Source organism: Streptomyces sp. NPDC002588 (assembly GCF_040295925.1).
Classification (GTDB): Bacteria; Actinomycetota; Actinomycetes; order Streptomycetales; family Streptomycetaceae; genus Streptomyces.
In genome coordinates this window covers 1-25,260 of record NZ_JBEOWF010000072.1, presented here as the reverse complement: position 1 = coordinate 25,260, position 25,260 = coordinate 1, and the positions used below count along the sequence as shown (strand labels likewise).

Sequence of the window (25,260 nt, the reverse complement as noted above, 5' to 3'; positions counted from 1 at the left end):
GTAACGTCACCTGCGACGCTGAACTGTGCACACTTTCAGCGAGCTGCGGAGCACAGAACCTGGAGGTTGCCGTGACCGACACAGCGAGCGACCGGATCGAGCAGAAGCTGCTCGACGAGCTGTATGCAGACTTCGAGGATGCGGGTCTCATACCGCTGTGGACCCAGCTGGGCGACCTCATGCCGATGTCGCCCCGGCCCGCGGCGGTCCCGCACCTGTGGCGTTGGTCGCAGCTGCTGCCGATCGCCGAGCGGTCCGGACAGTTGGTGCCGGTGGGGCGGGGCGGGGAGCGTCGGGCGATGGCGCTGTCGAACCCGGGCTTGCCGGGGCTGCCGTATGCCACGCCGACGCTGTGGACCGCAATCCAGTACCTGGGGCCGCGCGAGGTCGCCCCGTCCCACCGGCACAGCCAGGGCGCCTTCCGGTTCGTCGTCGACGGTGAGGGCGTGTGGACGAACGTCGACGGGGACGCGGTGGCAATGCGCCGCGGCGACCTGCTGCTGACGCCGGGCTGGGCCTTCCACGAGCACCAGAACGTCACGGATCACCCGATGACCTGGATCGACGGGCTCGACATTCCCCTCGTCTCGCAACTGGACGCCGGCTTCTTCGAGTTCGGCCCCGATGAGCTGTCCACCCGTGCCACTCCCGAGCGTTCACGGGGCGAGCGGCTGTGGGGTCATCCGGGCCTGCGCCCGATCAGTCAGCCCGACCGGACCAACTCCCCGCTGGCCGCCTATCGCTGGGAGCACACGGACGCCGCGCTCACCGCTCAGTTGGAGCTGGAGACTGAGGGTGTCCCTGGGGTGATCGAGCCGGGGTACGCCGGAGTCCGCTTCTCCAACCCCACCAACGGCAAGGACGCCCTGGTCACGATCCGCACCGAGATGCGCCGACTGAGGGCCGGCGCCCGGACCGTCCCGGTCCGTTCGGTCGGCTCGGCGGTCTGGCAGGTCTTCGACGGCGAGGCGGTCGCCGAAGTCGGGGACAAGGTCTTCGAGATCACCAAGGGCGACCTGTTCGTCGTCCCGTCCTGGTGTGAGGTCACGCTCACCGCACGCACTCAGGTCGACCTGTTCCGTTTCAGCGACGAGCCCGTCTACGAGGCGCTGGGCCTCGCCCGTACCCTCCGAGGAGAACAGAAGTGAAGCTTGCCACCATCCGAGTCCACGGCACCACCCGAGCCGTCCGCGTCGACGAGGACAAGGCGGTGGACCTGGGCGAGAGCGACCTGGTCGCCTTCCTCCGCCACACCGACTGGTCCGCGCGCGCCGCGGCCGCCGCCGGAGAAGAGTACGACCTCGGCGGCCTGGAGTACGCCCCGGTGGTCGTCACTCCGGAGAAGGTCGTGTGCGTCGGCCTGAACTACCGTAACCACATTCTGGAGATGGGCCGGGAGCTGCCCGAGTACCCCGCGCTGTTCTCCAAGTACGCGCGGGCGCTGGTCGGCGCGTACGACGACGTGGTCCTGCCCGCCTCGTCCACGCAGATGGACTGGGAGGCCGAACTCGCCGTCGTCATCGGGGCGGAGATCAGGCACGCGAACCGGGAGCAGGCGCGCGCCGCGATCGCCGGGTACACGGTGCTCAACGACGTCAGCGCCCGGGACTGGCAGTTCCGCACCCCCCAGTGGCACCAGGGAAAGACCTTCGAGGCCACGACGCCCATCGGACCGTGGCTGGTGACCGCCGGCGACCCCGCGGTGGCCACCGAGGGCTTGAGCCTGATGTGCGAGGTCGACGGCGACACGGTCCAGAAAGCCCACACCGCTGACCTCGTCTTCGACCCGGCCACGCTCGTCGCCTACGTATCCGAGATCGTCACGCTCGCCCCCGGTGATGTAATCGCCACCGGTACGCCGGGCGGGGTCGGTCATGCCCGTAAGCCCGCCCGCTATCTGGAGGACCGTTCGGTCCTCGTCACCCGGATCGAGGGCATCGGCGAGTGCCGCAACACCTGCCGCCGGGAAGTCCGGTGAACCCGCGGCTGGAAATGATGCTGGAGTGGGCCGCCAAGGGCACGGCCGTCTTCGAGGCCGCCGTGGACTCGGTGACCGATGCGGGCCTCGCCGGGCCCTCGCATCTGCCGGGCTGGAGCCGCGCCCATGTCGTCGCCCATGTGGCCCGCAACGCCGACGCGCTCGTCAACCTGCTGACCTGGGCCCATACGGGTGTCGAGACACCCATGTACGCCAGCGCCGACCAGCGCACGAGCGAGATCGAGGAAGGCGCCCGCCGCCCGCCCGGCGAGCTGCGCGCGGACCTGCTCGCGGCCGATGCACGGCTGGCCGAGGAACTCGCCACACTGCCGGACGAGTGCTGGGACGCGACCGTTCGGACGGTGCGGGGCCGCACGGTGCCCGCCTCGGAGGTGGCCTGGATGCGGGTGCGGGAGGTCTGGGTGCACGCCGTCGACCTGAGCACCGAGACCAGCTTCGACGACGTTCCGCGCGAGGTGTGCGCGGCGCTCCTCGACAACGTGGCCACCGCCTTCCGGGCGCGCACGGACTTCCCCCATGTTGAGCTGCGGGCCGAGGACGGAAGCCGGACCTGGCTCCTGGGCGTTCCCGGCATCGCGGACCCGGTCGTGGTGAGCAATGACATCCCGGGCCTGGCCACCTACGCGACCGGGCGTCCCGTGCCAGGCCCCCTGTACCCCGCCGGCGGCGGATCGATACCAAAGCTGCCCGCGTGGCTGTGACATGAAGGAATCTGATGCGAAAACCTAACGTTCCCGCAGGTCATCCCGCTTCTGCTGATTGGAACACTTGATAACCGCGCATGTTGAGCTGGCTGACCAGGCGCCGTGTCTGGCGGGCCCGGCCGGTTCGCTGGAGGAAGTAGTCCGCTCCGAGGTCGGCGTCCCCGGCGTCGTTGGTCAGCATGTGCCAGATCGAGGTCTGGATGGTGTGGCCGAGGGCGACCAGGGCCCGCTTCTTGCCGCGGCGGACGGCGATGCGTTTGTAACGGGACGCCAGGTACGTGTTCTTGCCGCGGGCGGCGGCCGTGGCAGCCAGGCCAAGCGCGTTCTTCAGCCACGGGTCCCCGGGCCGGGACTTGCCCGAGGTGTACGTGCCGGCGGATTCTTGGTTGCCCGGACACATTCCGGCCCACGAGGCCAGGTGAGCCGCCGAGGGGAAGCGGGCCATGTCCGCGCCGATCTCGGCCAGGATCATCTCGGCGGAACGCTTGCTGACGCCGGGGATGGTGGTCAGCAGCTCGATCTCGCGGCGAAACGGGGCGAGCTGGCGGGCGATCTCCTCACTCAGCCAGGCCTCGGTCGCGGTGACCGCGTCGATGCGGTCCAGCATGGTCCGTGCGAGGAAGGCGCGGTAATCGGTGAACTGGCCGGTCAGCGCCTGGGCGAGAATCTGACGCTTGGCACGCATGCTCGCCCGGCCGACGTTGGCGATGAATTCGACGCCGAGGCTCGACCATCGCGCGGACCTCGGCGAGATCTTTCAGGAAGCCGTCGGTCGGGGCGCTGTTGCACTGCCAGCGCAGCAGGTCACTGTCGAGCAGGTTCCAGTGGGCGCGGGGCCGGATGGTCGTACCGCGCTTCTGCTTCGACTCCAGCAGGCTCTTGGCGCCCAGCACGGAATATCCGCAGGCCGGTTTTGATTGCTCCTCCTGTAATGATCACGGAGGGGGACGCTGGTGACCGACCTGAAGCTGTTCCGGCTGGATGCCGACGGCCAGAACGTCGAGCTGCACGGCTCCCCGGTGGCGCTGGAGGTGGAGCTGCAGCGGCGGGTCGAGGCAGGCATGGAGGCCATGCTCGGCATCCGCTTCCTGGCGTCGGAGTACCCGACGGGGCCTTGGCACCGGGGCCGAATCGACTCGCTCGGTCTGGACGAGAACAGCACACCTACGCTGATCGAGTACAAGAAAGGTGCCGACAGCGGTGTCCTGTCTCAGGCTGTCTCCTACCTGTCGTGGTTGGACTCCGCGCGTGACGAGTTCGAGGCACGGGTCAAGGAAAAGCTGGGCTCCGAGGCCGCCGAGTCGATCGACTGGCGGAACCCGCGGATGGTCTGCATCGCCGCTGGTTTCTCGCACCACGACCGAGTCGCAGTGCACCGTCTGCGCGAGCGGGTCGACCTGGTGCGCTACCGCGTCTTCGAAGGTGGGCTGCTGAGCCTGCAGCTGATCGAGTCCACGCCCGGATCCACGAGACCGATCTCGGATCGGCGCCAGAGCCGCGAGCGGGACTTCGCGGCTGTTGCCGCCAGCGAAGGCAGGAAGACGTCCGCTCAGGCAACTGCCACCGCAGGTACGGTTCCTGGCTGCCTGCAGGACCTGTACGCCGAACTGGACGAGGCCCTCACCGCCTGGGGCGAGCTCGAGGTGGCTCAGCTTCGGCACTACATCGCCTACCGCCGGATGGTGAACCTCGCCTCCGTCATCTTCCGTCCGAAGCACAAGGCGATCCTGGTCTACCTCAAGGTCGACCCGGACACAGTCGAGTTGGAGGAGGGCTTCTCGCGCGACATGCGCGGTATCGGCCACCTTGGGACCGGCGACCTGGAGGTGCGTATCGCCTCGGCAGCCGACCTGGAGAAGGCCGGACCGCTGATCCGGCGGGCGTTCGAGGCGGCCTGACGCAAGAGGAAGGGCGGCTGGAGCATCGGTTTCTCGATGCTCCAGCCGCCCTCATCCGTCTGCGGTCCGTCGGCCCCGGGCCGGTCGCTCTCATACTCATGCCTCCGGTCCTGCCAGGATGAAGTCGTCCTGGGTCAGCTCCGCTCGGAGCCTCGCCTCAGCGACATCGGCGTAATGCGAGGACAGCTCGACCCCCAAGAAATGCCGGCCCTCGCGCAAGGCGGCGACGCCTGTGGAACCGCTGCCGGTAAAGGGATCCAGGACGGTGCCGCCTTCGGGGCAGATCTGCACGAGCTGCTGCATGATCTCGACCGGCTTTTGGGTGATGTGGACCCGGTCCTTGCGAGGCTGGGAGGCGATGAAGTGGCCGGGCAGGTAGAGGTGCCGGTCCTTTTCGAGGCTGCCCTTGACGCCCCAGACGATGAACTCGGCCGACTGCTTGAACCCCCCCTTGCGGGGCCGGCTGGCGGGCTTGATCCAGGGGATCGTGCCGCTCCAGGTCCAGCCCGCCATCTGCAGGGCGTCGGACGTGGTCGGCTCCTGGCGCCAGTCAGAGAAGACCATGGCGACGGAGTGCTCGGTCGCGGCCCGGTACGCCTCGGTGAGCAGCGCGGTCAGCCAGCTTCGATAGCTCCGCTGGTCGCGGTTCTCGCCGGGGAAGTTCTGCAGGTCGTGCGCCGATCCGGCCGTGACGTACTTGGCGCGGGCGGTGCGGCCGGTGCGGTCCGAGCTGGTGCGTCCGCCGGAGTTGTACGGGGGATCGGTGATGACGGCGTTGACGCTCTCGTCCGGGAGGGTCTTCAGCACGGTGAGGGCGTCGCCTCGGTGCAGCGTGTAGCTCATGTGCGGGGCCTCTTTCAGGGCACGACGGGACTGGGCCCGCCTCGGACGGCAGTCAACGGCGGCCGTTCGGAGCGGGATTGCGCGGAGGTTAGTCGCGATATCCGGCCGCGCCTAACGAGCCCGGACCGTGGTTCGGGCCCGGTTCGGCGGTCGTTTGGCGCGGCCGGAATCCCGGTCTACTGTCTCGCCACGTCACCGAGGCGGAGTCCGACTCCACCCCTGCTGACCTGTGCTGATCCGTGTTTCCGCGTCCAAAAACGCGGAGCGGAAGGCACGTTGACTCCCCGTTCCCGAAGCCGTGAGGAGACCCGGTGCACTGCCTGAGATTACGAGCGCGGCTGGCTGCCGCGCATGGCCTGAACCCGGTGTCCGGGAGCTACCAACTCCCCTGACCCGGGCCCGCCCTGAGAGGCGGATGCACATCGGCGCGGTGCCGACGGCTTTGCATGAGAAGTCGGCACCGCGCCTCCTACGAACCGCTAGGAGCCACTGCGATGCAGCACGCCCTGATACGCCCACGCCCTGACCCAACTCCGCTTCCCGGCCGGGTTGTCCGCCCCAGCGAACGGCGGCGGCGATGAAGAAGACCACCGGAGCGGTCGTCGGTCTCTTCGCCTCCGGTCCGCTCCTGCTGGCCGTTCCGGTCCTCGCCATCGGGGCCGGGACCGCTTCGGCCTCCTGCTCGACCGGCGCTACACAGGCTGTGGATACCTCGGCCGTCGCCGCTCAGGTGAAGGCGATCCTGGACGGCGGCGGCAAGGGCACGGTCTCCGTGCCGGGCCTGGACGACCCGGCCGAGCAGATCCCCAACGCCAAGACCATCCAGGCCACCGGCGTCGCGATGAACATCCCCGCCCAGGGCCAGATCGTGGCCCTGGCAACCGCCCTGCAGGAGAGCGGCCTGCGGAACCTGACCTACGGCGACCGCGATTCACTGGGCTTGTTCCAGCAGCGGCCGTCGCAGGGCTGGGGCACAGCGAAGGAGATCCTCGACCCGGTGCACGCCTCGACGAAGTTCTACGAGGCGTTGGAAAGGGTCTCGGGCTGGCAGTCCCTGTCCGTCACCCAGGCTGCCCAGGCGGTGCAGAGGTCCGGCTTCCCCGAGGCTTACGCGAAGTGGGAGCCTCTGGCCACCGCCTTGCAGCAGGCGATCGAGCCGCTGCTGTCGAAGGCCGGCGGCACGTCGCCGAGCCCTTCGCCGTCCGGCTCGGACAGCACGGCCAGTGCTGCGTCGAGTACCGCGGGCGGCTGTACGGCCGGCGGGGACGGCACCGACTTCGGAACCATCCCGCCCGGCGCGGTGCCGGCCGGATACAAGATCCCGGCAGACGCTCCACCCAAGGTCCAGACGGCGATCCGCTGGGCGCTCGGCCAGCTCGGCACCCCGTACCAGTGGGGCGGGAGCTGCACCGACTCCCACGGGAGCGACCCCATGGGCCGCTGCGACTGCTCCTCCCTGATGCAGCAGGCGTACAAGGCCGCCGGGGTCACCCTCACGCGGACGACGTACACGCAGGTCAAGGAGGGCAAGCCGGTATCGGCCGACGCTCTCCGGCCCGGTGACCTCGTCTTCACCGAAGGGACCGCCGAAGTCCCGCAACACGTCGGGATGGTCGTCGGCCAGGGCCTGATCGTGCACGCCCCGCACATCGGCGACGTGGTCCGCCTCGCGACCCTCGCGTCCTGGAAGCCGCAGGTTCTCGCGGCCCGCCGAGTCGTCTGACCGGCGCTTCTCTCCCTCCCCCTTCCTGCACTGGCATTTCGCCCTCTCGGGCTTCGGCATGCAATAAATCGAACTGGAGTTCGCAATCATGTACCTCGCCGACAAGGTCGTCCAGCTCGCCTACGACCCTGGGATCAAACCGAACGAGGGCGGGCTGCCGGGTCTGTCGGTCCTCAAGCAGGTGATGGGCTCGCTGAACCTCTTCGGGATCATCGCCGTGGTCGGCGCGCTCGCCGTCAGCGCGGGCGTGTGGGCGTGGGGCCACCACTCCGGCGGCCACCAGGCCGAGGCCAACGGCAAGAAGGGCGTGCTGGTCAGCGCTGGCGCGGCCCTCCTGCTGGGTGCCGCGAACGGTGTGGTGGCGTTCTTCAGCACGCTGGGGAGCCAGGTCCACTGATGTCTCCCCGTTCCACGGACCCCGGCGGCGCGTCTCGCGTGCGCCGCCGGGCGCTGCTCGGCACCGCTGTCCTGGTGGTGCTCGTCGCCCTCGTCGGCCTGGCCGCCTACCTCACCCGCGACGGCAGGACCTCCTCCAAGGCTCCTGCACCACAGGTGAGTTCGGCTTCCCCCTCCTCCCCGACCGCTTTGGCCTCCGCCTCGTGGCCACCGAACGGGAGCCGCAGCGCCCTGCCCGTTCCCCCGTCCACGCACGATCCGATCAAGTTCGGCAAGGCGGCAGCCGCGGCGCTGTGGTCCTACGACACCCGCGCCTACTCCCAGCGCGAGCTGCTGGCTGCCCTGCGCGGGTGGCTGACCAGCGAGAAGAAGTACGCCGACACCGCCTCGGTCGACGCGCTCGTCCCCTCACGCGTGCTGTGGAAGGAGATGGCCGCCAACGGCCAGTTCGCCACCGCCAAGGTGAACGAGGCGCACTTCCCCGACTCGTTCACCCAGGCCCTGCAGGCGGACCCCGGGGCGATCACCACCGCGTACGTCTACGCCGTGACGGTCTCCGGCAAACAGTCGATCGCCTGGAAGGGCTCGTCGCACGGCGGCGCCGAGAACCGCGTCACCACCCTCGCGGTCCAGTGCCGTCCCTCCCGTCCCTGCGCCCTGGCCGGTGTCCTGTCGGCCGTCGCTCCCTGAACCCCAACCGAGAAAGGAGGTACTTCCATGGGAGTCTGCGACTTTCCGCTGATGGACAAGGTCTGCGGCGCCGTCGACTTCGCCACCAACCCCGCAGGGACCGTCACCGACGGCATCGGGGCGTGGATCGCGAAGTCAGCGGGTGAGATGGCCGCCAGCGCGGCCGATCTCGCCGCCAGGGCCGTCAACGAGACCACTGCCATCGATCTCAACGCCGGTTGGTTCCGGGACAACTACGAGCTGCTGTTGCCCATCGGTCTCGCCCTGACCGTCGGCACGTTCTGCATCCAGTTGATGCTCGCGGCCTGGCGACGGGACGAACGCGCACTCGCCCAAGCCGCGATCGGCACGATGACCGGCGTCCTCTTCTCCTTCTGCGCCGTCGCCTTCGCCTCCGTCGCCATCACGGTGGTCGACGCCCTGTCCGACGGCCTGTTCCAAGCCGCCAACAGCTCGGTGGACGACGCGATCCGCCGCGTCATCAAGGTCAACCAGTTGGGGCCGATGTACGCCCTCGGCTGGACCATCCCATCCCTGGTCGCCTTCGGCTGCGCGATCGGCGCGTTCATGTACTGGGGCGTGATGGTCGCCCGCAAGGTCGGCGTCCTGATCATGGTCGCCCTCGCCGTCTTCGCCGGAGCCGGTGGTGGCTGGGAGGTCGCCAAGCGCTGGCGGAGGGGGTGGATCGAGGCAACCGCCACCCTGGTCGTGTCAAAACTGCTGATGACCGTGGTCTTCCTGATCGGCGTCTCGGCCATGGGCAAGTCCGACGCCACGGACGGCATGGCCGCCCTCTCCGACGCGATGGCCGGCATCGTCGTGATGGTCCTGGTCCTGCTCTGCCCGTACGCCACCTACAAGTTCGTCCACTGGGCGAGTGACGGCGGCGGACACGACGACCTGCACCGTACCGGCGTCGCCGGCATGGCGGTCGCCGCAGGCGCGGCGAAGACCGCGGGCAGCCTCGCGATGCAGGCCAGCACCGGCACTCCCGCTCCGCAGGGGCCGAGCAAGGTCCCCGGCGCGGGCAGCGACGGTGTCGCCTCCGGCATCAACCCCACCGGCGGCACCCTGAGCAAGGAGGGCATCGACGCCGGACCTCCGAAGCCGCAGACCCGCTTCCGGTACGGCGAGGACCCGAACGCCTCCGGCGACAAGGGCCGCGCCCTGGTCCAGCGCCCCGGCATCCCCGCGCTGATCACACGGCCTGCCGACAGCGAAGCAGGGGGCTCCGAGGGCGCTCTCTCCGCCCCTCAGCCCGCTGGCGCGTCGATTCCGGGCGGCAGCTTGACCCGCGTAGGTGCCGCTCCGCCCGCTGGTCCCGCCGCACCACCGCCGCCCTCCATCGGTCCGTCGGCGACCGGCTCCCCGACGCCGACGAGCTGGGTCTACCCCGACCAGCCGCCGTCGGGGTCCTGACCCACCACCACCCGGGGGCGGGCTGCTTCCCTCCAGCCCGCCCCCCTTCCCCTCGAACACCCCGAAAGAGTCCGGTCATGACCTCCAGAAGAGCGCGCCGCGCCTTCCGCCCCTTTCCGCCCGCTCCCACCGTCTGGAACCTCCATGTCTGACAACCGCCAGGCCGAAGCCATCACGGCCACCGTGAAGTTCCCGCACCGCAGCAGGCGCGGCATCCTGCTCGGCCTGACCGCCCCGCAGCTGATCGTCGTGAGCCTCACCGGCCTGCTCCTGCTCGCCGTGATCCTCGCCCGTGGCGTGGTCGGCGCTCTCGAACTCATCCCGCTGTGGGCCGCCATCGCCCTGCTCGTCTTCGTTCGCTACCGGGGCCGGGCCCTGGCCGACTGGGCGCCGATCGTCATCCGGTACGTGCTCCGCCGGATGCGGGGCCAGTTGGTCTGGCTCGTTCGCCCCTCCCGCCGCCCGGTCCGCGAAGGACTCCTCCACCTGCCCGGTACCGCAGCCAGCCTGCGCGTGGTCACCGCACCCGACCGCCGGTACGGCGCGGTCCACGACCCCCACGCCGGCACGCTGACCGCCGTCGTCAAGGTGTCCTCCCGCGCCTACGCGCTGCTCGACCCGGGCACCCAGAACGCCAACGTCAACGGCTGGGGCCGTGCCCTCGCCGCGCTGGCCCGCACCGGCCAGGTCGCCCGGATCCAGGTGATCGAGCGCACCGTGCCGGACTCCGGCGACGCCCTGCGCCGGTACTGGGAGGAGCACGGCCGGCCCGATGCCCCGGTGGCCGGCGAGGTCTACAGCGAGCTGATCCAGAGCGCCGGCCCGGCCGCTGCTCCGCACGAGGCGTACGTCGCGGTCTCGCTGGACGCCAAGGCCGCGCGACGCCTGATCAACCAGGCCGGTGGCGGTCTGACCGGGTCCTTCAGCGTCTTGGCGCAGTTGACCTCGACCTTCGACCAGGCCGCGCGCACCGCCGGGCTCAACCCCACCGGCTGGCTCACCGCCCGCGAGATCGCGGCAGTCGTACGAACGGCGTACGACCCCAAGGCCCTTTCCGCGCTGGACCGTTGGTCCTCCTCCGGGCGCCCCGAGGCCGACGGAGCCGCGGCCGGCCCGGTCGTGGTCGTCGAGAAGGCGGACCACATCGCGACCGACTCCGCCGTCCACGCCACGTACTGGGTGGAGAACTGGCCCCGCACCGAGACGTCGGCGGGCTTCCTGCACCAGCTTCTGTTCACCGCCGGGGTGCGGCGGACCCTGTCGCTGTCGTACGAGCCGAAGGGGCTGGACGCCGCACTGCGTGATGTCCAGCGCAAGAAGGCCAGTGTGATCGCGGACGCAGCCGAGCGGGCACGGCGTGGCCAGGTCGACTCCGAAGCGGACTCCATCGAGTACCAGGACATCAAGTCCCGGGAGCGCCAGCTCATCGCGGGCCACGCGGATGTCGCCCTGACCGGCCTGCTGACCGTCTCGGCCGACTCCGAGGAGGAGCTTCGTTCCGCCTGCGCGGTCGTGGAGACCGCGGCGGTCGGCGCCCAGCTCGACCTCCGGCCGCTGACCTGGCAGCAGGCCGAGGCGTTCACCGCCGCCGCCGTGCCGCTCGCCCTCGCCGTCTGATGCCGGCCCTCCTCCCTTCCGAAAGAGCACCGCCATGTCCCGCACCGCCAGCCCGACCGCGCAGGACTTCGTGCCCTTCGCCACCGCCGCGCTCGACTTCCACCGCGCGCTCAACGTGCCAGGCGGTCCTCTCGTCACCACCCGCGCCGAACTGGACGCCCTGCACGCCCACCTCGTCTCGCTGCACGGCCTGCTCGATGCCCACGCCGCCCGAACGGGCCAGCTCGTGCCGATCGAGGGCAACCAGCTCAGCGCCGCCCGCACCCGGATCTGGCAGGCCGCCGACCACGTCCACGCCGCCTACCACGCGGCCCCCCGGCCCGGCTCCGGTGAGGTCCCCGACCGCGAGGCGTGCCAGGCCGGCCTGCCGGAAGGCGCACCGGAGCTGACCATCTGCCAGCGCCACCAGCGCACCGCGCACCTGGTCCGACGCCGCACCACCCCGGCCGACCTCCACGCTCCGTTCACCGGCCTCGTCCGCCACTGACCCTGCCTTCCGTCTGGAGAATCGTTCATGCCCCGTACCCGCGCCAGCGCCTCCCACCTGTTCGTCCCCCGCAAGGCAACGCGGGCCGAGCAGCGCGCCGCCCGAGCCGGTTTCGCCGAGGCCCGGCGCCAGGCCCGCCTCGCCGAAGCCCCTCCCAGGCGCCGCGACGAGGAGACCCTCGACCCGGAGCTGCGGCCGACCTATCCGCCGTCCGGACGCCCCGGCCCGGCCTCGGCACGCGGTGGCAAGCTCAGCCTGCCCGCCCACCGGATGACCACCGCCACCGTGTCCGGGGCCTATCCGTTCCTCGCCGAGGGTGGCCTGGGCGCGGAGGGCATCTTCATCGGCCGCGACGTCCACGCGGAGGCCGCGTTCTGCTACGACCCGTTCTCGCTGTACAGCAGCGGCCGGGTCGAGGGCTTCACCAACCCCAACGCGGTCCTGGCCGGAATCATCGGCATGGGCAAGTCCGCGCTGGCCAAGTCCATCGCCACCCGGGCGATCGCCCACGGTTACCGGGTCTACGTGCCCTGCGACCCCAAGGGCGAGTGGACGGCCGTCGCGCAGGCTCTCGGCGGCTACAGCATCGCACTGGGGCCGGGGCTTCCTGGCAGGCTGAACCCCCTGGATGCCCCTGCTCGGCCCGCCTCGGTGAGCGAGAACGACTGGTCAACGGAGGTCCGCAAGCGCCGCCTCCTGCTCCTGGCCGGCCTCGCGCGCACCGTACTGAAGCGCGATCTCCAGCCGATGGAACACACGGCCCTCGATCTCGCGCTGGACTTGGTCGTCACCGAAGCCGAGGCAGGCGGCACCGTGCCCCTGCTCGGCGAGATCGCGCACACCCTCGGCGCGCCCGAGCGCCTCGACCGGGCTCTCGGCGACCAGGCCGGGCGCATGGGGCCCGCCGCGCAGGACCTCGCGCATGCCCTGCGCCGTCTGGTCCACGGCGACTTGAGCGGCATGTTCGACGCGCCCTCGACCGTCGCCTTCGACCCGACCACCCCGATGCTGTCCATCGACCTCTCCCGCCTCGGCGGCTCGGGCGACGACACCGCGCTGGTCCTCGCGATGACCTGCGCGAGCGCCTGGATGGAGTCCGCGCTCGCCGACCCGGACGGCGGCCGACGCTGGGTGATCTACGACGAGGCATGGCGCGTGATGAGGCACGTCGGCCTGCTGGAGCGCATGCAGAGCCAGTGGAAGCTCAGCCGAGGGCTCGGCATCGCCAACCTGATGGTCATCCACCGCCTCAGCGATCTGCTGAGCGCGGGCGACGCCGGCTCGCGCGGCCGGGTGCTGGCCGAGGGCCTCCTCGCCGACTGCTCCACCCGCATCATCTACCGCCAGGAGCCCGACCAGCTCGCCGCAGCCGCGTCGCTGCTCGGCCTGACCGGTATCGAAACCCAGGCCGTGTCCGCCCTGACCAAGGGCCGTGGCCTATGGAAAGTCGCAGGTCGGAGCTTCATCACCCAGCACATCCTGCATCCGGCCGAGCGCGAACTGTTCGACACAGACGCCCGGATGCATGCAGACCCCCGCGAGTTCACCGCAACTGACGGGTCCTCAGTTCCTGGACCGAGCAGGGAGGCGCGGCAGTGAGCCCCCGTGGGGTCTCGGGTTCCCGGTCCGGGCTCGTCCCTGGTCTCCGGTTCGGTGCGGTCGAGGATGCCGCCCCGCTTCAGCGCCACCCGACGGCCGACCCGGCCACGAGTCCGGACGGCGGCTCACCGGCAACTGACGGGAACGACCGCCTCGCCGCAGCCCGGACCGAGGAGTTCACCGACCTGTTCCGCGAGGCCGTCACAGAGGACTTCGGCGCGGTGGCCCGCCTGCATCAGATGCTCGAAACCGCCTCCGAGTGGTGTCGCGTCCACGGTGCCCGAAGCAGCGCGTCCGAGTTGGACGCCATCGCCTCCCGGTTGACCGACCTCGGCGAGGAGCTGCATCTCGTCGCGGAGAACGTCGACCACGAGATCCGCTCCCGGGCGCACCAAGCGGCAGCAGCAGCCCGTCTCTCGCCGGCGGCGTCGGCCCGGGGAACTTCCCCCGGCCAGCGGAACGACGCTCCATCTCCTGTCCCACCATCCGTCACGCGCTCGCTGCCGCGTTCACGGTGAGGCACCCGTACAGAAACGAGTAACGACCATGCCTACCTCTCCCGCCTCCTCCGCCACCCCTGACTGCCAGCCGCAAGACGCCGACGAACGGGCGACATGGCGAGCGCATGTCCAGGCGCTGGCCTCCGCCGCTGACGGCATCAGGCAGGCTTCGGACCAGTGGGACGCGGTCTCCGACTCGTACTGCGACAAGGACGGCTGGCCCGTCGACGAGACCGGCTACGCCGACGGCAAGGTGACCCGGGACGCCGCCGCCTGGGAACACGTCGAGACCTTCCTGGCCCACGGCCCCGAAGTCCTCGCCAGTGTCCGGGCCGCCGCGCAACCGGCCGACTACCTTGACAGCCCGATCAGCGCCGACCTGCTGCGCCTGCGCGGGATCGACTCCGAACTGGCGCGAGTGGGCGAGATCCGCCGCGAGTGGGACCAGGTCATCGCGCTCATGGAGGGGTCCATGCCCGGGTCGCGGGAGCTCTACGAGGAACGAGCCCGCGAGATCCGCAACTCCGAAGGATGGCACTACGCAGACGAACTCAGCTACAGCGGAGCGGCGTTGGCCAGGGCTGCCGATCACCTGACCGACCGGATCGGCGATGACCGGTCCGCGCACACCGGGCGTGTCCAGGCGGCCCTGGCCCGGTCTGCCTCCGGCCAGCACGGTGCCTCTGCCGCTTCGCCGCCCGCCTCGGCGCCGTCCGACCCTCCTGCCGTGCGCCGCTCGCGCTGAAGCCTCTAGCACCGACCTCCGGCGAGGCCAAACCGTCCGATCGCCGGATCCTCGACGAACGCCCCCCTACTATCCCCGCCCGGCTGCGGCTTCCCGCCGCGTCGACCGCTGGGGACGGCCGGCCACGGAGAAGCCCACATGCGCCCCGATCAGACCCTGGTCACCCTCCAACGCGAGGGCACACGCATCACGGCGCGCACCAGCGAACCCTTCATCCAGAAAGCCGCCGCTGGCACGTCGGAGCATGACCACCCCTACAGCCACCTGACCACGCCGCTTCGGCAGCGCGGACTGTCCTGCACCGTCGAGTACGGCCTCAGCGACCACGTCGTCCACGCCGAACTTCCCGACGGCAGCGCCCTGATCATCTCTCCGCCCCAGGAACCGCCCACCGACCACCCACCCGGGTATCCGGAGAGCTGGTTGGTGACCCGCGGGCATCCCGACGACTCCACGCTCCACGAAGTGATCTACGACTCGGAGCCCGACGGTCCCCACGCCCGACACGGCGGCAGCATCCCCCGCCTGCTCACCGCCATCGACACCCGCCTGGACCAGCTCGGCCTGCCGCCCCGACCGGAACCGCGGCGACCTGCCCAGGAGAGCAGCGCCGGCGCGGTGCTCCACCGTGCGGGCTTCGTCCCCGTCGTGCTGTTCCGCGAGCGCTTCCACCGGCTGCCCTCCGCCGTGACCGACCCGGTCGAGCAGCGACAGATGGTGACCCGGGCCGTCGACATGCTTCAGGCCGAGGGCTTCGACGTCTCGTGCGATCCCGGCCTCCTCGACCCCAGCCTGCCGCCTCCTGGCGATCAGGGGCTCAGCCTCGGCGACCGGCTCGGCCACCTGCCCCAGTCCATCCGGTCGGCGGCGCACACGGGCGAGGTCGTCGCCGCACTGAGCGAGCTGACCGCTCCCGGTGACGGCGTTCTCCAGCGCGTCGTGGAGTCCCTCAACACAACGGCCGACTGGTGGGAAGGCCTGGGCGAACCCTCCGATCCCCACTACGCGAACCGGCTGCGCTACATCGCCCAGAAGCTCGACGCCTACGCGTTGGACACTCGGTCCATGCGCGGCGTACTGGCCGACCGGCACACCGACCACCCCGGCAGGCTCCAGGCCCGGGTGGACCAGGTCGCCCCGGAGGAACCGGCGGCGTCCCGGGTCGCCGCTGCTCTCGCGGTCTCGCCGACCCCACGGCGCACGACCCCAGCCGCGCCGCCGTCAACTTCAGCCGCACCTCCCTCCCCGCCTCCCGCCCGGCCCTCATCCGCACCCGGTCGCTGACCGCCGCCCAGCTTGGAGCCCGCCATGTCCCGCATCAGCAGAACCGTCCCTGCCCGCGACCGCCCAGCACCCCCTGCGCCCATCGGATGGATCCGCCATGCCCACCCCCGAGCACGACCCGCTTCCCGACATCGCGGTCGGCTGCCACCCCGACTTCGGCATCGTCGCCGCCAGCCCCAAGCAACTGGCGGCAAGCACCTGGATGTTGAAGGGATTCGACTTCCACCCCGTCCCCGATCACCCCAACCTGTACGCGCTAGCCAACCAGCAGCGTGACGGGCAGGGCCGCGCCACCCGGGCCGTCTCGCTGCTACGCAAGGCCGGATACCGGGTCGACGTGGACGCCGCGCTCGACCCCTCGCCGGCCTCCGGACCAGCGCCAGCCCCCGACCGGCCCCCGCACGTTGAGCCGGACGTCGCGTTCGCCGAGCACCCGCGGCTCGGTGTGGTCGCCGCCACCGCCGACGGTTCCTCTGCTCTCGGCGGCCCGCTCATCCTGGAAGAGCACGGCTGGCGACACAACCCAGGCCTGGACATCTACACGCTGCCCATCACCACGCACCGCAGCGAGGCGCTCGGCAAGGTCGCCACCGCCACGCTGGCGATGCACCGGGCCGGCCTCCAGGTGGCCGTGCAGCCCCTCCTGGCCCAGGACATTGCCGCGCGCCACTCACCCGCGCCTACGACGGCAGCGCGCCACCAGCGCGATCAGGGCTTCACCACTCAGAAGCTCCCCATGAGCGCCGCCGCGCTCGCCGCCAGTCCCGCCCGCGCCGGCCTGCCGGGTAAGGCGCCGGTGGCCGTGCCAGGCGCCTCCGCCCCGGCGGCCCGCCCGGTGGACCCGCGCATCGCGTTCTCCCGCAACCGCTGACCCAACTCTCTTAAGAAGCAGTTCCCATGGCCGTGAAAACTCTTTGGCAGATCACCCAGAGGGCGGCCGTCACGCGGGTACCAGGCGGTGAAGTCCTCGTCACTCCAGAGGCCATCGAGGCGGTTGCAGATCCACATCGCGGTGGTGCCCCTGGGGTTGGCCACGGGGGCAACACGGGCGGTCAGCGACGGGATCTCGTCTCCGGAGTAAGGCTGGAGGGGCACATCGGGCTCCTGGGGAACACGGGCGGGACGTTCCAACGAGCCTGACGCAACGTCACGATCATTAGCTGCCATCCTCATGATTCGCGACAGAGGTGCTCAATCGACGGTGTCGTCCGTCATGTCGACGTTGGCCTGGGTGGCCCACTGCTGCACGCCAGGGCCGTAGCGCTGTGAACTCCAGTATTTGGTCCGGATGACGCCGTCAGTGGTCATCTGGAGGGTTTCCGGGTAGCCGAAGTGCTGGATCAGGCCAGCTGCGAGAATAGAGGCGGCCGCGATCAAGCCAGGTCCGTCTTCGGCGAGGTCGTCGATGTCGAAGACGGACGTCGCTTGCGGTGACTCGGTCACCTGGTGGGTGCCAAGGCTGCCGCCGAAGTTGGCATGTCCGCGAGGGTGGCGCAGCTCGGCCGGAAGGTCGGTGTTGACGGGCACGATGGTCACGCGGACTGTGGCGGTGCCTCCTGCGGCAGCTCGGTCCCGTGCATGGCGAGCCAAGAGGCGGAGTCCGGACCAGATGTCGAGGACCAGGTCCTCGTCTTCGATCCGGCTGACGGTGGTGTTCTCGTCCACCTGGCCGGGCCGGGCGAGGTCGGTGCGGTTGGCGGCGAGGGCGGCGAAGGTGCCGGCGCCGCTCTGGTGGAGCTCGCACGCGATCCATTTGGCCATCGCGGGCTCGGAGCCGCCGTGCGCCATCAAACGGCGGCTACCTACCGTAACGTGGCGAACGTATGCCCCGCGCGGGATGACGAGCAGGTCCTTGTCCCGGGTCTCTTGCTGGAAGGCGCGCAGGGCCTTGGTGTCGAGGGTGAAGTCCCCGCTGAGGTCTGGGACCAGGGTGACAACGACGTACGTTTGGTCGCTCACGTCCAGGCGGCCGATCAGGTCACGTTCGTAGCGGAGCAGGTCGTCGTGGCGGGACTGGCGACGGGCGAAACGGTCCTGGTAGGCGGCGGCCACTTCGGCCTCCATCAGGTAGATGATGCTGGCGCCGTTCCGGCGGGGGTAGCGCAAGCCCTCGTTGACCAGGACTCCGTGCGGAGCGGAGGGGCTGCGAGGCACCGCGATCATCAGAATCCCGTGGCCGGGTTTGTCCGGGTCCTCGATCTGCTTGACGTCGAAGGTGGGCAAGGGGTGGACCTGGTCGGCCACGATGTTGCGGATCCGCAGCACCTCAGCGTCGCTGAGCGCGACCCCGGGTAGCTCCGTCGCCCGGGCCTGGTCGTCTTCGGCAACTCCGAGCAGGAGGACTCCGCCAGCGGTATTGGCCAGAGCCGCCACGTCACCGGCCAGGTCCCGCTTGGCCTTGTCGTTGCCGCCGTAGAGCTCCCCCTTGAATTCCAGATCGTAGGACTCGGAGACCGCGTTCGTCTTCAGGGCTGCGATCTGAGTGTGCGAGACCGCGTCCAGCCGGACCCCGAAGAGCCCCTCCAGACGGCGGGAGCGAAGAGCAACCATGACGCCAGATGCTGCCCGAACCGCCCCTGTCTGTCACAGGATTAAGCAGATCCACCAGCAAGAACTCGCGCATAGCGTTCCGCCATGTTGTCGTACCGGCGTGTGACGATGCTGAGGGAGGCGAGCGACGTGGCAATCGAGTGGGACCGCATCGGGCAGCCGGCTTTTGACCGGCATGTCGAGGCGCTGCTGCACCGGAAGTTCGATGACACCGGGCAGGTGATCGTGGTCAATGGGCGTGGTGGCGACGATGGCATCGACGTCCAGGTCACCACTGACGTTGGTCTGCGAATCTTCCAGCTGAAGTACCACCCGGATGGCTTCCCCGGTTCGCTCAAGGGCCGCCGCACTTCGATCAAGAAGTCGTTCAGCCGGGCCATGGCCCACAAGCCGGTGGAATGGACGCTGGTGGTGCCATGCACACTGACGACGTCCGAGCGGGCCTTCGTCAACAAGCTCGCCGATGGCAAGGCGGTGAAGGTCTCCATGCTCGACCGCTCTGACCTGGACTGTCACTTCGCCGCCCACTCAGACCTGGAAGCCAGTTTCACCCGCGACCTGTTGCGCGAGGCAGCCAAGGACTTCAGCCAGGAGAAGGCCATGCTGCTGGGCGCGGACGATCTCGTCGACCGTGTCCGGGCCCTGGGCGGCCGGGCCGACACCGTGGACCCCGATTGGACCTGGGACTTCCAGCGGCACGGCCACACTGTCATTCAGACGCTGCGCGCCAAGCATTCCCGGGCCCACGAAGTCAGCCCAATCTCCCTGCGTCTGGTCGGCCGCCCGGGTGCGATGAGCACCGACCTCACCGCGGCCATCACCCGCACGCTCGGGTTCGGAACTGCCGAAGACGTCGCGCTGCCCTCTGAGGCAGTGGAATGCCTGACCATCGACGGCCCCTCGTGGCTATCACGGACCGTCACCGACGTCGAGGTGCTCTGGAAACCCGCACCGACGTCTGCACCCGTCGGAACCCCCGTCGAGGTAGCCTTCCTGGACTCCGACGGCGGCGTGGCCGCCCGCTACACCGGGCAGCTGAACAACGTCGGCTCCGGGGGGTTGGGTGCCTCGGTCGACACCGACATCCACGGTACCCGACTCCAGATGATGCTGCCCTTCGACGACACCGCCGCCGGCACGCTCAGATACTCCTTCGATCTGGAAGGCCGCGAGCCTGCGGAGGCGCTGAAGATCATGCGACTGTGCCAGCGGCTTCTGCGCGGTGGAGCGTTCCGCCTCAGCGTCAACGGTAGCAACGCCGGTGCCGGCACGCTGGCGCCAAGCGGCACCCCGGACCAGCTGCGCGAAGTCGAGCACCTGCTGCTGTACCTGTCGGACTGGGATGTCCTGCAGCGGCACTGCGAGAACTACTTCCCCACGCCACTGACGTACACCGCCGTCGAACGCATCCAGGTCCGGATCGCGCGGCTGGTCGTGGAGGGCCACTGTGCGGCGTATCCCTTCGCCCGAACCCTCACGTTCACGCTCAACGGCCAAGACCATCCGGCTCTACGCGCCGTACTCGGTGACCACCCCCAGTGCATGCGCGTCAGTCCGCCCGGCTTCGAGGTCACCGTCGGCGGGCGCACCCTCGACATTGGGCCCGTGCACCTGTTCCACACCCAACTGCGCGCCGACAACGGCCAGGAAGCCCTGCGCGCCCTGACCACCGGGCAGGGCGCGGGCACCAAAGTCACCCTGCGCCCCGCCAACGACATGAGTTACCGGCTCTACCTCGCCGACACTCCCGACGACGGCCGCCCCCTGGTTCCCACCCCTCTGGGGCTGGACGGCTACACCGACCCCAGCTAGCACGCCACATCGTTCCTGGAACACACTCTCGGGTGGGCAGCACCCCCGACGACTAGTGATCACGATGTCGACCGCACCAGTGTGTCTCGGCGCGGTCGGTGCGCGCTGACGCCGGTGCGGCAGCTCTCAGAACGTTGTGGCAGTCGGAGTCTGCAGGAATCCGGCGGCGATCTCATGGTGACGTGCGGGCACCGTGTTCGGGCCGATGCGGACGTAGAACTCGGGGCGCGCTCCGTTGCGGTAGGCGTGCATCTGGCCCCTACCGGAAACCTCGATGGCGAGGACCTTCTTGCCGTCGTGGTCGATCACGCGTGACTCGTAGGACTGCACCGGCTCCAGGTGGTCCCTAATCATGCCGACGACCTGGAGCACCTGCTTATCGACGTTCGATCCCTCGGGCAGGCCCACGATCTGCAGGTCGTCCTGGACGCCGATCAGGACAGTGCCGCCGTCCTGCGAGGCGAAGGCGGCGATGGTCTTGAGCATCTGCTTCCGAGAGTCGCCCTCCGGGACTTCCTGTGTACACTCCAGGTGCTTTCCCTCTCCGTTCGCAAGGAGAAGCTCCAGCTCCGGGCCGGGCTGCTCCCAGACGACCGAGGCATCGCGGGCGCGCCCGTACGTGGGAGCCGGGAAGTGGCGCCAGTCCAGCCACTGCTCCGCGTGGCGGAGCATCAGCAGGCTGTCGTGCGCAAGCCCGTGGGGCAATTCGAAGCGGTAGGCGCCTGCGCCGTCGACGGACTGACGCTCGTTGCCTGCCCCCCAGCTCAGCTCAAGTACCGCGCCGTCCAGGGCCTCGCCGTCGACGACGGCCGTCAGCAGGTCGGGCCCGATGGTGATCTGTGAAAGCCAGCCCGCACGCTGCGGCAGGACGACGCGCCACAGGTCCGAGCGGCCCGCGTTGCTGTCGTGGGGGCGCTGGTGGAGGAAAGCCCTCAGGGCATGGTTGAAGTTCAGGAAAGAGGGGCCGTCCCCGACCAGCAGGTCGTGGCCAGGCTGGAGCGTGTTGGCGTCCCGGTTGATGGTCCACTCGGTACGCGGCCACGGCGTGGTCACCCGGTCCCACTCTTGCTGACCACGCAGGCGAGAGATGGAGGCGCTGGAGGGCAGCGGGCCGGGGACGACGACGTGGAGACCGTGGATGTCCTGTTCGTCGCCCCGCAACAGCGCGGCGACCGTCGGGCCGGGCAGACGCAGTTCCAGGAAGCTCGCCGTGCTGTAGCGCCAGGCCCGCTCCTTCACCGGTGTGTCGTCGTCCAAGGTGACCTGGCCATGATGCAGTTGCCATTGCTGTGCGTCCGCGACCAGTGCCAGCCGGACGTTCACGGCGGCGCGCTCGCTGAGCATCGCCACCAGTACGGCCGTGTCCGTCTGCCCGTTGTTCGCCATGCCCGGCTTGCCTCTCTCCGTAGCGTGTGGAGCCGAACCAGGCGCATCGTCACGGCCCGTGCTCCCGAGCAGGCTACGCCGGGGCGGGTAAGCGGGAGCGTGGGCGCCGACCAGCATGAGGCCCCAGCGGCCCGCTCTGCACCAAAGGCTGCCGAGGCTGCTCCCCTTGCTGCGGGCGGCTTCCCACAGGGTCAGGTGGCGGTGATGTCGGCGGGCCGGTTGCGTGGCGGGGTGGTGGTGAAAAAGGCGCGCAGGGACTGGCCAATGCGGTTTTCGCGACCTGTGTCTTGGACGGCGGCATCGAGCAGGTGCGCGAGGTCCTCGGTGTCGGAAGGGGTCAAGACGAGCCAGCGCAGGATGACCTGCAGGGTGAGGAGCCGGAGAGTTCGCAGCTCTTTCAGCTTCGCCTCTTCTGTCTGATCCTTGATCACGTCGCCATGCACGTAGATGGATCGGGCTTTGTAGGCACGTTGGACAATGGCCATGACCTTCTTCTGGTGGTCAGGGCCGAGGAACAACGCAGACGCGCGGGAGCGAATGTTTTCGGCGATGCCCTCGTGTTTGTCGTCGGGGCTGATCAGCAGGGCTTCCAGGGCGATGACGTAGTTGAGGTGCAGTTCGTCGGCCTCCACCTCCCAGACGCCGTCGTCGTTATAGGTGCGCTGATAAGCGGCCAGGAGGTGACGGGCTGCGCGTTCGAGTCGCCGAGCGCGCCGGTTGAGGATGCGCCGCTCGTGGGTCGCTCCTGCCATGACCGCGTCGATCTTCGCCGAGATCGCGGTGCAGAAGTCAGCCAGGGCCGGAAGATATGCCGCCGGGACATGGAAGTCTCCGGTGTCGCGGATCTCAACCTCCTCCTCTCTCCCGTATCGGCCTTCATAGATCTGGATGGTCGTCGGCACGCCTCTGGGGTTCAGATCGAAGCGGCGTCCGCGCGCGACGGTGAAGACCGAGTCCACCCGGAGAAGTTCGCTGTCCCACAGCATCAGAGGAAGGAGTGCCTGCCAGTGCTGGGCTTCCGCACGCGGGCCGGTGAAGTCGAACCAGGTCGGACGACGCGTGACCGAACGGCCGGGATCAGGAACATGGAGGAACGGTGCGCCGGTGATCAGGTCGAGATCGCGGCTCCGGCGCTGCACGACGTTCAGCGCCGGCATCGGGACCGTCTGACGGAGCTCGTCCGCAGTGAAGGTCTGCAAGGTGTACCGCCCCAGCGGAATCCGTGTTCCCTGTGGGAAGGTGCCGTTGAGGAGCAGCCATCGCTCGGGGACCGGTGCCGGGCCAGTGCAGAAGGTGACGAAGCTGTCCGCGACCTCAGAGACGGGGACCGGCACGCCCTGGGCAATCAGACGTGCCGCCTCAGCCAGTCCCGACTCCTCCAACAGGGTTAGGGAGTTCGGGACCCAGTCTCCATCGACCTTGGCGTAGAGGTCGGGGTGCTCTTCTTTAGGCGCTGCGGCGGCCACTGCTGTCTCTACGTCCTCCCAGTGGGGCTGGAGCATCAGTGTCACGATGGACTGGGGTGTCGGGGACAGACCGCCTGCGTACTCGAGCCACTCCAACACGGCCTTACGCAGGGAGAGATGCTTGCTCATACAGCCTGAACGTAGCGGCCTCAGTCGCATGTGGGCAGCAGTTTTCCAGCAGCGGAACCAGTAGCGACCAACCATCGTTCGAGCAGCAGCCGGAGTAATTGTCAAGAGTTGTGGGTCAGCAGCGGCTCACCATGATTCGCGGCCCAGGTGCACGAGACTTTGGATGGTGCCCAGGCGGGTGTGCAGGGTGGGCTTTGGGGCGGGGGTGTTGGTGAGCAAGAGGACCCGGACCGCCGGGTGTTTCGGGGTGTAAAGGTCCTGGCCGTCATCGCCGGGGATGGCGTTCTGCTGGATCTCGATACGTCCGTAAGTGCCCTGGGCGAGGTGGTAGACACCCCGGTAGTCACTTTCGCGCTCGGTGAAGACCACATCGAGGTGGCCGGTGACGAGGCGGACCAGTTCACTCGTGGTGTGTGTGCTGGTGTCGTAGTCGGTCATGGTGGCCTGACCTTATGCCGCGAGCGTCTCGGGGCGTTCGAGGAGCTCGCCGCGTTCGAAGCGGGCTCCGGCCCTCACCAGGGCGACGAGGTGGGGTGCGTTGACGGCCCGCCATCGTGCCTGGGCGGACTCGACGAGCTTGAACACCATTGCCAGGGCGGCCGCGCGGGAGCCGGCACCCTTGGTGACCTTCGTCCGCAGCCGCACGGTTGCGAAGGTCGACTCGATCGGGTTCGTGGTCCGCAGATGGATCCAGTGCTCGGCGGGGAAGTCGTAGAAGGCCAGCAGCTCAGCCTCATCATCCGTGATCTTCTTGACGGCTTTGGGGAACTTCGCCTTGTACTGCTTCTCGAACACCCTGACTGCCCTGGCCGCGTGCTCCTTGTCCTCGGCGTTGTAGATGTCCTGGATGGCCTTCTTCGCTGCGGGCTGGGCCGACTTGGGCAGGCTGTCGAGGACGTTGGCCGTCTTGTGAACCCAACGCCTTTGGTGACGGGTTTCGGGGAAGACCTCGTGAAGCGCATTCCAGAAGCCGAGGGCGCCGTCGCCGACGGCGAGGACGGGAGCGCGCATACCCGCCGGGCGGCATCCCGCAGCAGGCTCGCCCAGGACTCCGCGGATTCCCGGTAGCCGTCGGCCATGGCGATCAGTTCCTTGGTGCCGTCCGCGCGCACGCCCATCACGACCAGGACGGCGGCCTTGGCCTCTTCCAGGCGTATGCGCAGGTGGATGCCGTCGGCCCAGACGTAGACGTAGTCCGTGGCGGACAGGTCGCGCTCGCCGAACGCCTTGTGGTCGGCCTGCCACTGGGTGGTCAGCCGGGTCACGGTGGCCGGGGAAAGGCCGGCGGAGGAGCCGAGGAACTGCTTGAGCGCGGGCACGAAGTCGCCGCTGGACAGGCCGTGCAGGTAGAGAAGCGGCAACACCTCGCTGATCTTCGGGGACTTCCTTGCCCAGGGCGGCAGGATTGCCGAGGAGAACCGCTTGCGCTCGCCCGTCTCCTCGTCGATGCGCTTGTCGTTAACGCGTGGAGCCTTGACCTCGACCGTCCCGGCCGCGGTGGTCACGTTCCGGGGCTGGTGGTGTCCGTTGCGGACCACGAGTCGCCGCCCGCGCTCGTCCTTCTCGTCGGCCAACTCAGCTATGTAGGCGTCAACTTCGGCCTCCAGCGCGGCGGCCAGCATCCGCCTGGCGCCCTCCCGGACGATCTCGTCGATCAGGGAGCCGCCTCGCGTCGAGCCGTCCTCGGTGACTACCGTGAGCATGGGCGTGCCTTCCCAGCCGACGGGCCAACGTCGGCCTACTCGATTCCAGTCAATCGATCACCCGGGAAGGTACGCCCTTCGCGTCCAACCCGGGGCCGATCCACAGGTCTTGAGCATTGCTCGCAGCCGACTACCACGTGACTCGTACCTCACAGCGTTGTTGAACAGCTGATATCCCGCGCCTGGCCCCAAGGGGGTCTTCTGCTCCAGTGAGCGACTCTGACGCGTAAATATCACCAGGTCAGGGTGGGTGTGGACATGACTGTGTGCCCGGTGGCCGCGGAGGACCGCCGGGTGTTCGGGCTGCCGG

22 protein-coding genes and 2 pseudogenes are annotated in these 25,260 nt (G+C 69.3%); 16 read left to right on the top strand and 8 right to left on the bottom strand.

Annotated elements, in window-relative coordinates; genetic code table 11:
• The first annotated feature begins 71 nt into the window (after positions 1-71).
• From ABT057_RS46660 to ABT057_RS46650, 3 genes are read left to right on the top strand one after another with little or no spacing between them, the layout of a single operon-like run.
• Positions 72-1,148 carry a cupin domain-containing protein gene (locus ABT057_RS46660; protein ID WP_352351045.1) on the top strand — a complete coding sequence of 359 codons (1,077 nt, stop codon included), beginning with the start codon at positions 72-74 and terminating at the stop codon, positions 1,146-1,148.
• Positions 1,145-1,978 (top strand): fumarylacetoacetate hydrolase family protein, encoded by an 834-nt coding sequence (locus tag ABT057_RS46655; RefSeq protein WP_352351043.1) that lies wholly within the window; start codon positions 1,145-1,147, stop codon positions 1,976-1,978. The genes ABT057_RS46660 and ABT057_RS46655 overlap by 4 nt, the downstream gene beginning before the upstream one ends.
• Complete coding sequence (locus ABT057_RS46650; protein ID WP_352351041.1) at positions 1,975-2,700, top strand: maleylpyruvate isomerase family mycothiol-dependent enzyme; 726 nt, start codon at positions 1,975-1,977, stop codon at positions 2,698-2,700. The genes ABT057_RS46655 and ABT057_RS46650 overlap by 4 nt, the downstream gene beginning before the upstream one ends.
• 40 nt (positions 2,701-2,740) lie before the next feature.
• On the opposite strand, the pseudogene ABT057_RS46645 reads toward ABT057_RS46650, so the two are convergent.
• Positions 2,741-3,400: pseudogene (locus ABT057_RS46645) on the bottom strand (transposase); the annotation flags it as partial.
• Here ABT057_RS46645 and ABT057_RS46640 point away from each other — a divergent pair.
• Both ABT057_RS46640 and ABT057_RS46635 read left to right on the top strand, forming a co-directional pair.
• Complete coding sequence (locus tag ABT057_RS46640; protein ID WP_352351037.1) at positions 3,378-3,620, top strand: hypothetical protein; 243 nt, start codon at positions 3,378-3,380, stop codon at positions 3,618-3,620. The pseudogene ABT057_RS46645 and the gene ABT057_RS46640 sit on opposite strands and share 23 nt — an antisense overlap.
• Before the next feature lie 36 nt (positions 3,621-3,656).
• Positions 3,657-4,601, top strand: a complete 945-nt coding sequence (locus ABT057_RS46635) for a DUF5655 domain-containing protein (protein WP_352351035.1) — start codon at positions 3,657-3,659, stop codon at positions 4,599-4,601.
• 96 nt (positions 4,602-4,697) lie between these two features.
• Here the strand turns inward: ABT057_RS46635 and ABT057_RS46630 are convergent, their stop codons facing one another.
• Positions 4,698-5,444, bottom strand: a complete 747-nt coding sequence (locus ABT057_RS46630) for a DNA-methyltransferase (protein ID WP_352351033.1) — start codon at positions 5,442-5,444, stop codon at positions 4,698-4,700.
• 577 nt (positions 5,445-6,021) lie between these two features.
• Here ABT057_RS46630 and ABT057_RS46625 point away from each other — a divergent pair.
• The 7 genes from ABT057_RS46625 to ABT057_RS46595 all read left to right on the top strand — a co-directional run bounded on the left by ABT057_RS46625 (position 6,022) and on the right by ABT057_RS46595 (position 13,375).
• Positions 6,022-7,167: a C40 family peptidase gene (locus ABT057_RS46625; protein WP_352351031.1), complete on the top strand. Its 1,146-nt coding sequence runs from the start codon at positions 6,022-6,024 to the stop codon at positions 7,165-7,167.
• An 88-nt stretch (positions 7,168-7,255) separates the two neighbouring features.
• Positions 7,256-7,564, top strand: coding sequence for a DUF6112 family protein (locus ABT057_RS46620; RefSeq protein ID WP_352351029.1), 309 nt, complete (start codon positions 7,256-7,258; stop codon positions 7,562-7,564).
• Positions 7,564-8,253, top strand: coding sequence for a hypothetical protein (locus ABT057_RS46615; RefSeq protein ID WP_352351027.1), 690 nt, complete (start codon positions 7,564-7,566; stop codon positions 8,251-8,253). The genes ABT057_RS46620 and ABT057_RS46615 overlap by 1 nt, the downstream gene beginning before the upstream one ends.
• A 27-nt stretch (positions 8,254-8,280) precedes the next feature.
• Positions 8,281-9,672, top strand: coding sequence for an SCO6881 family protein (locus ABT057_RS46610; RefSeq protein ID WP_352351025.1), 1,392 nt, complete (start codon positions 8,281-8,283; stop codon positions 9,670-9,672).
• A 144-nt stretch (positions 9,673-9,816) separates the two neighbouring features.
• Positions 9,817-11,289: an SCO6880 family protein gene (locus tag ABT057_RS46605; RefSeq protein ID WP_352351023.1), complete on the top strand. Its 1,473-nt coding sequence runs from the start codon at positions 9,817-9,819 to the stop codon at positions 11,287-11,289.
• Positions 11,290-11,323: 34 nt separating this feature from the next.
• Entirely contained in the window at positions 11,324-11,776 is a 453-nt protein-coding gene (locus ABT057_RS46600) for a DUF6238 family protein (protein WP_352351020.1), read from the top strand.
• Between the two features lie 27 nt (positions 11,777-11,803).
• The gene (locus ABT057_RS46595; protein ID WP_352351018.1) at positions 11,804-13,375 is read left to right on the top strand and encodes a putative type IV secretion/conjugal transfer ATPase; all 1,572 of its coding nucleotides are present in this window, start codon (positions 11,804-11,806) and stop codon (positions 13,373-13,375) included.
• A gap of 125 nt (positions 13,376-13,500) precedes the next feature.
• Here ABT057_RS46595 and ABT057_RS46590 read toward each other — a convergent pair whose 3' ends face one another.
• The gene (locus tag ABT057_RS46590) at positions 13,501-13,746 is read right to left on the bottom strand and encodes a hypothetical protein (RefSeq protein WP_352351016.1); all 246 of its coding nucleotides are present in this window, start codon (positions 13,744-13,746) and stop codon (positions 13,501-13,503) included.
• A gap of 175 nt (positions 13,747-13,921) precedes the next feature.
• On the opposite strand from ABT057_RS46590, the gene ABT057_RS46585 reads away from it, so the two are divergent.
• The 3 genes from ABT057_RS46585 to ABT057_RS46575 all read left to right on the top strand — a co-directional run bounded on the left by ABT057_RS46585 (position 13,922) and on the right by ABT057_RS46575 (position 16,775).
• Positions 13,922-14,620, top strand: a complete 699-nt coding sequence (locus ABT057_RS46585) for a hypothetical protein (protein WP_352351014.1) — start codon at positions 13,922-13,924, stop codon at positions 14,618-14,620.
• A gap of 138 nt (positions 14,621-14,758) precedes the next feature.
• On the top strand, positions 14,759-15,904 hold the full coding sequence (locus ABT057_RS46580) for a hypothetical protein (protein WP_352351012.1): 1,146 nt from the start codon (positions 14,759-14,761) through the stop codon (positions 15,902-15,904).
• A 97-nt stretch (positions 15,905-16,001) separates the two neighbouring features.
• On the top strand, positions 16,002-16,775 hold the full coding sequence (locus ABT057_RS46575; RefSeq protein ID WP_352351010.1) for a hypothetical protein: 774 nt from the start codon (positions 16,002-16,004) through the stop codon (positions 16,773-16,775).
• Between the two features lie 320 nt (positions 16,776-17,095).
• Here ABT057_RS46575 and ABT057_RS46570 read toward each other — a convergent pair whose 3' ends face one another.
• Positions 17,096-18,454, bottom strand: coding sequence for an AlbA family DNA-binding domain-containing protein (locus ABT057_RS46570; protein ID WP_352351008.1), 1,359 nt, complete (start codon positions 18,452-18,454; stop codon positions 17,096-17,098).
• 84 nt (positions 18,455-18,538) lie between these two features.
• On the opposite strand from ABT057_RS46570, the gene ABT057_RS46565 reads away from it, so the two are divergent.
• Positions 18,539-20,266 carry a hypothetical protein gene (locus tag ABT057_RS46565; protein ID WP_352351006.1) on the top strand — a complete coding sequence of 576 codons (1,728 nt, stop codon included), beginning with the start codon at positions 18,539-18,541 and terminating at the stop codon, positions 20,264-20,266.
• Positions 20,267-20,392: 126 nt separating this feature from the next.
• Here ABT057_RS46565 and ABT057_RS46560 read toward each other — a convergent pair whose 3' ends face one another.
• The 4 genes and pseudogenes from ABT057_RS46560 to ABT057_RS46545 all read right to left on the bottom strand — a co-directional run bounded on the left by ABT057_RS46560 (position 20,393) and on the right by ABT057_RS46545 (position 24,950).
• Positions 20,393-21,652, bottom strand: coding sequence for an AlbA family DNA-binding domain-containing protein (locus ABT057_RS46560; RefSeq protein WP_352351004.1), 1,260 nt, complete (start codon positions 21,650-21,652; stop codon positions 20,393-20,395).
• A gap of 191 nt (positions 21,653-21,843) precedes the next feature.
• Positions 21,844-23,247, bottom strand: a complete 1,404-nt coding sequence (locus ABT057_RS46555) for a hypothetical protein (protein ID WP_352351002.1) — start codon at positions 23,245-23,247, stop codon at positions 21,844-21,846.
• Positions 23,248-23,373: 126 nt separating this feature from the next.
• Positions 23,374-23,685, bottom strand: a complete 312-nt coding sequence (locus ABT057_RS46550; protein WP_352351000.1) for a hypothetical protein — start codon at positions 23,683-23,685, stop codon at positions 23,374-23,376.
• A 12-nt stretch (positions 23,686-23,697) separates the two neighbouring features.
• A pseudogene (locus ABT057_RS46545) lies at positions 23,698-24,950 on the bottom strand (IS256 family transposase).
• Positions 24,951-25,260 lie beyond the last annotated feature (310 nt).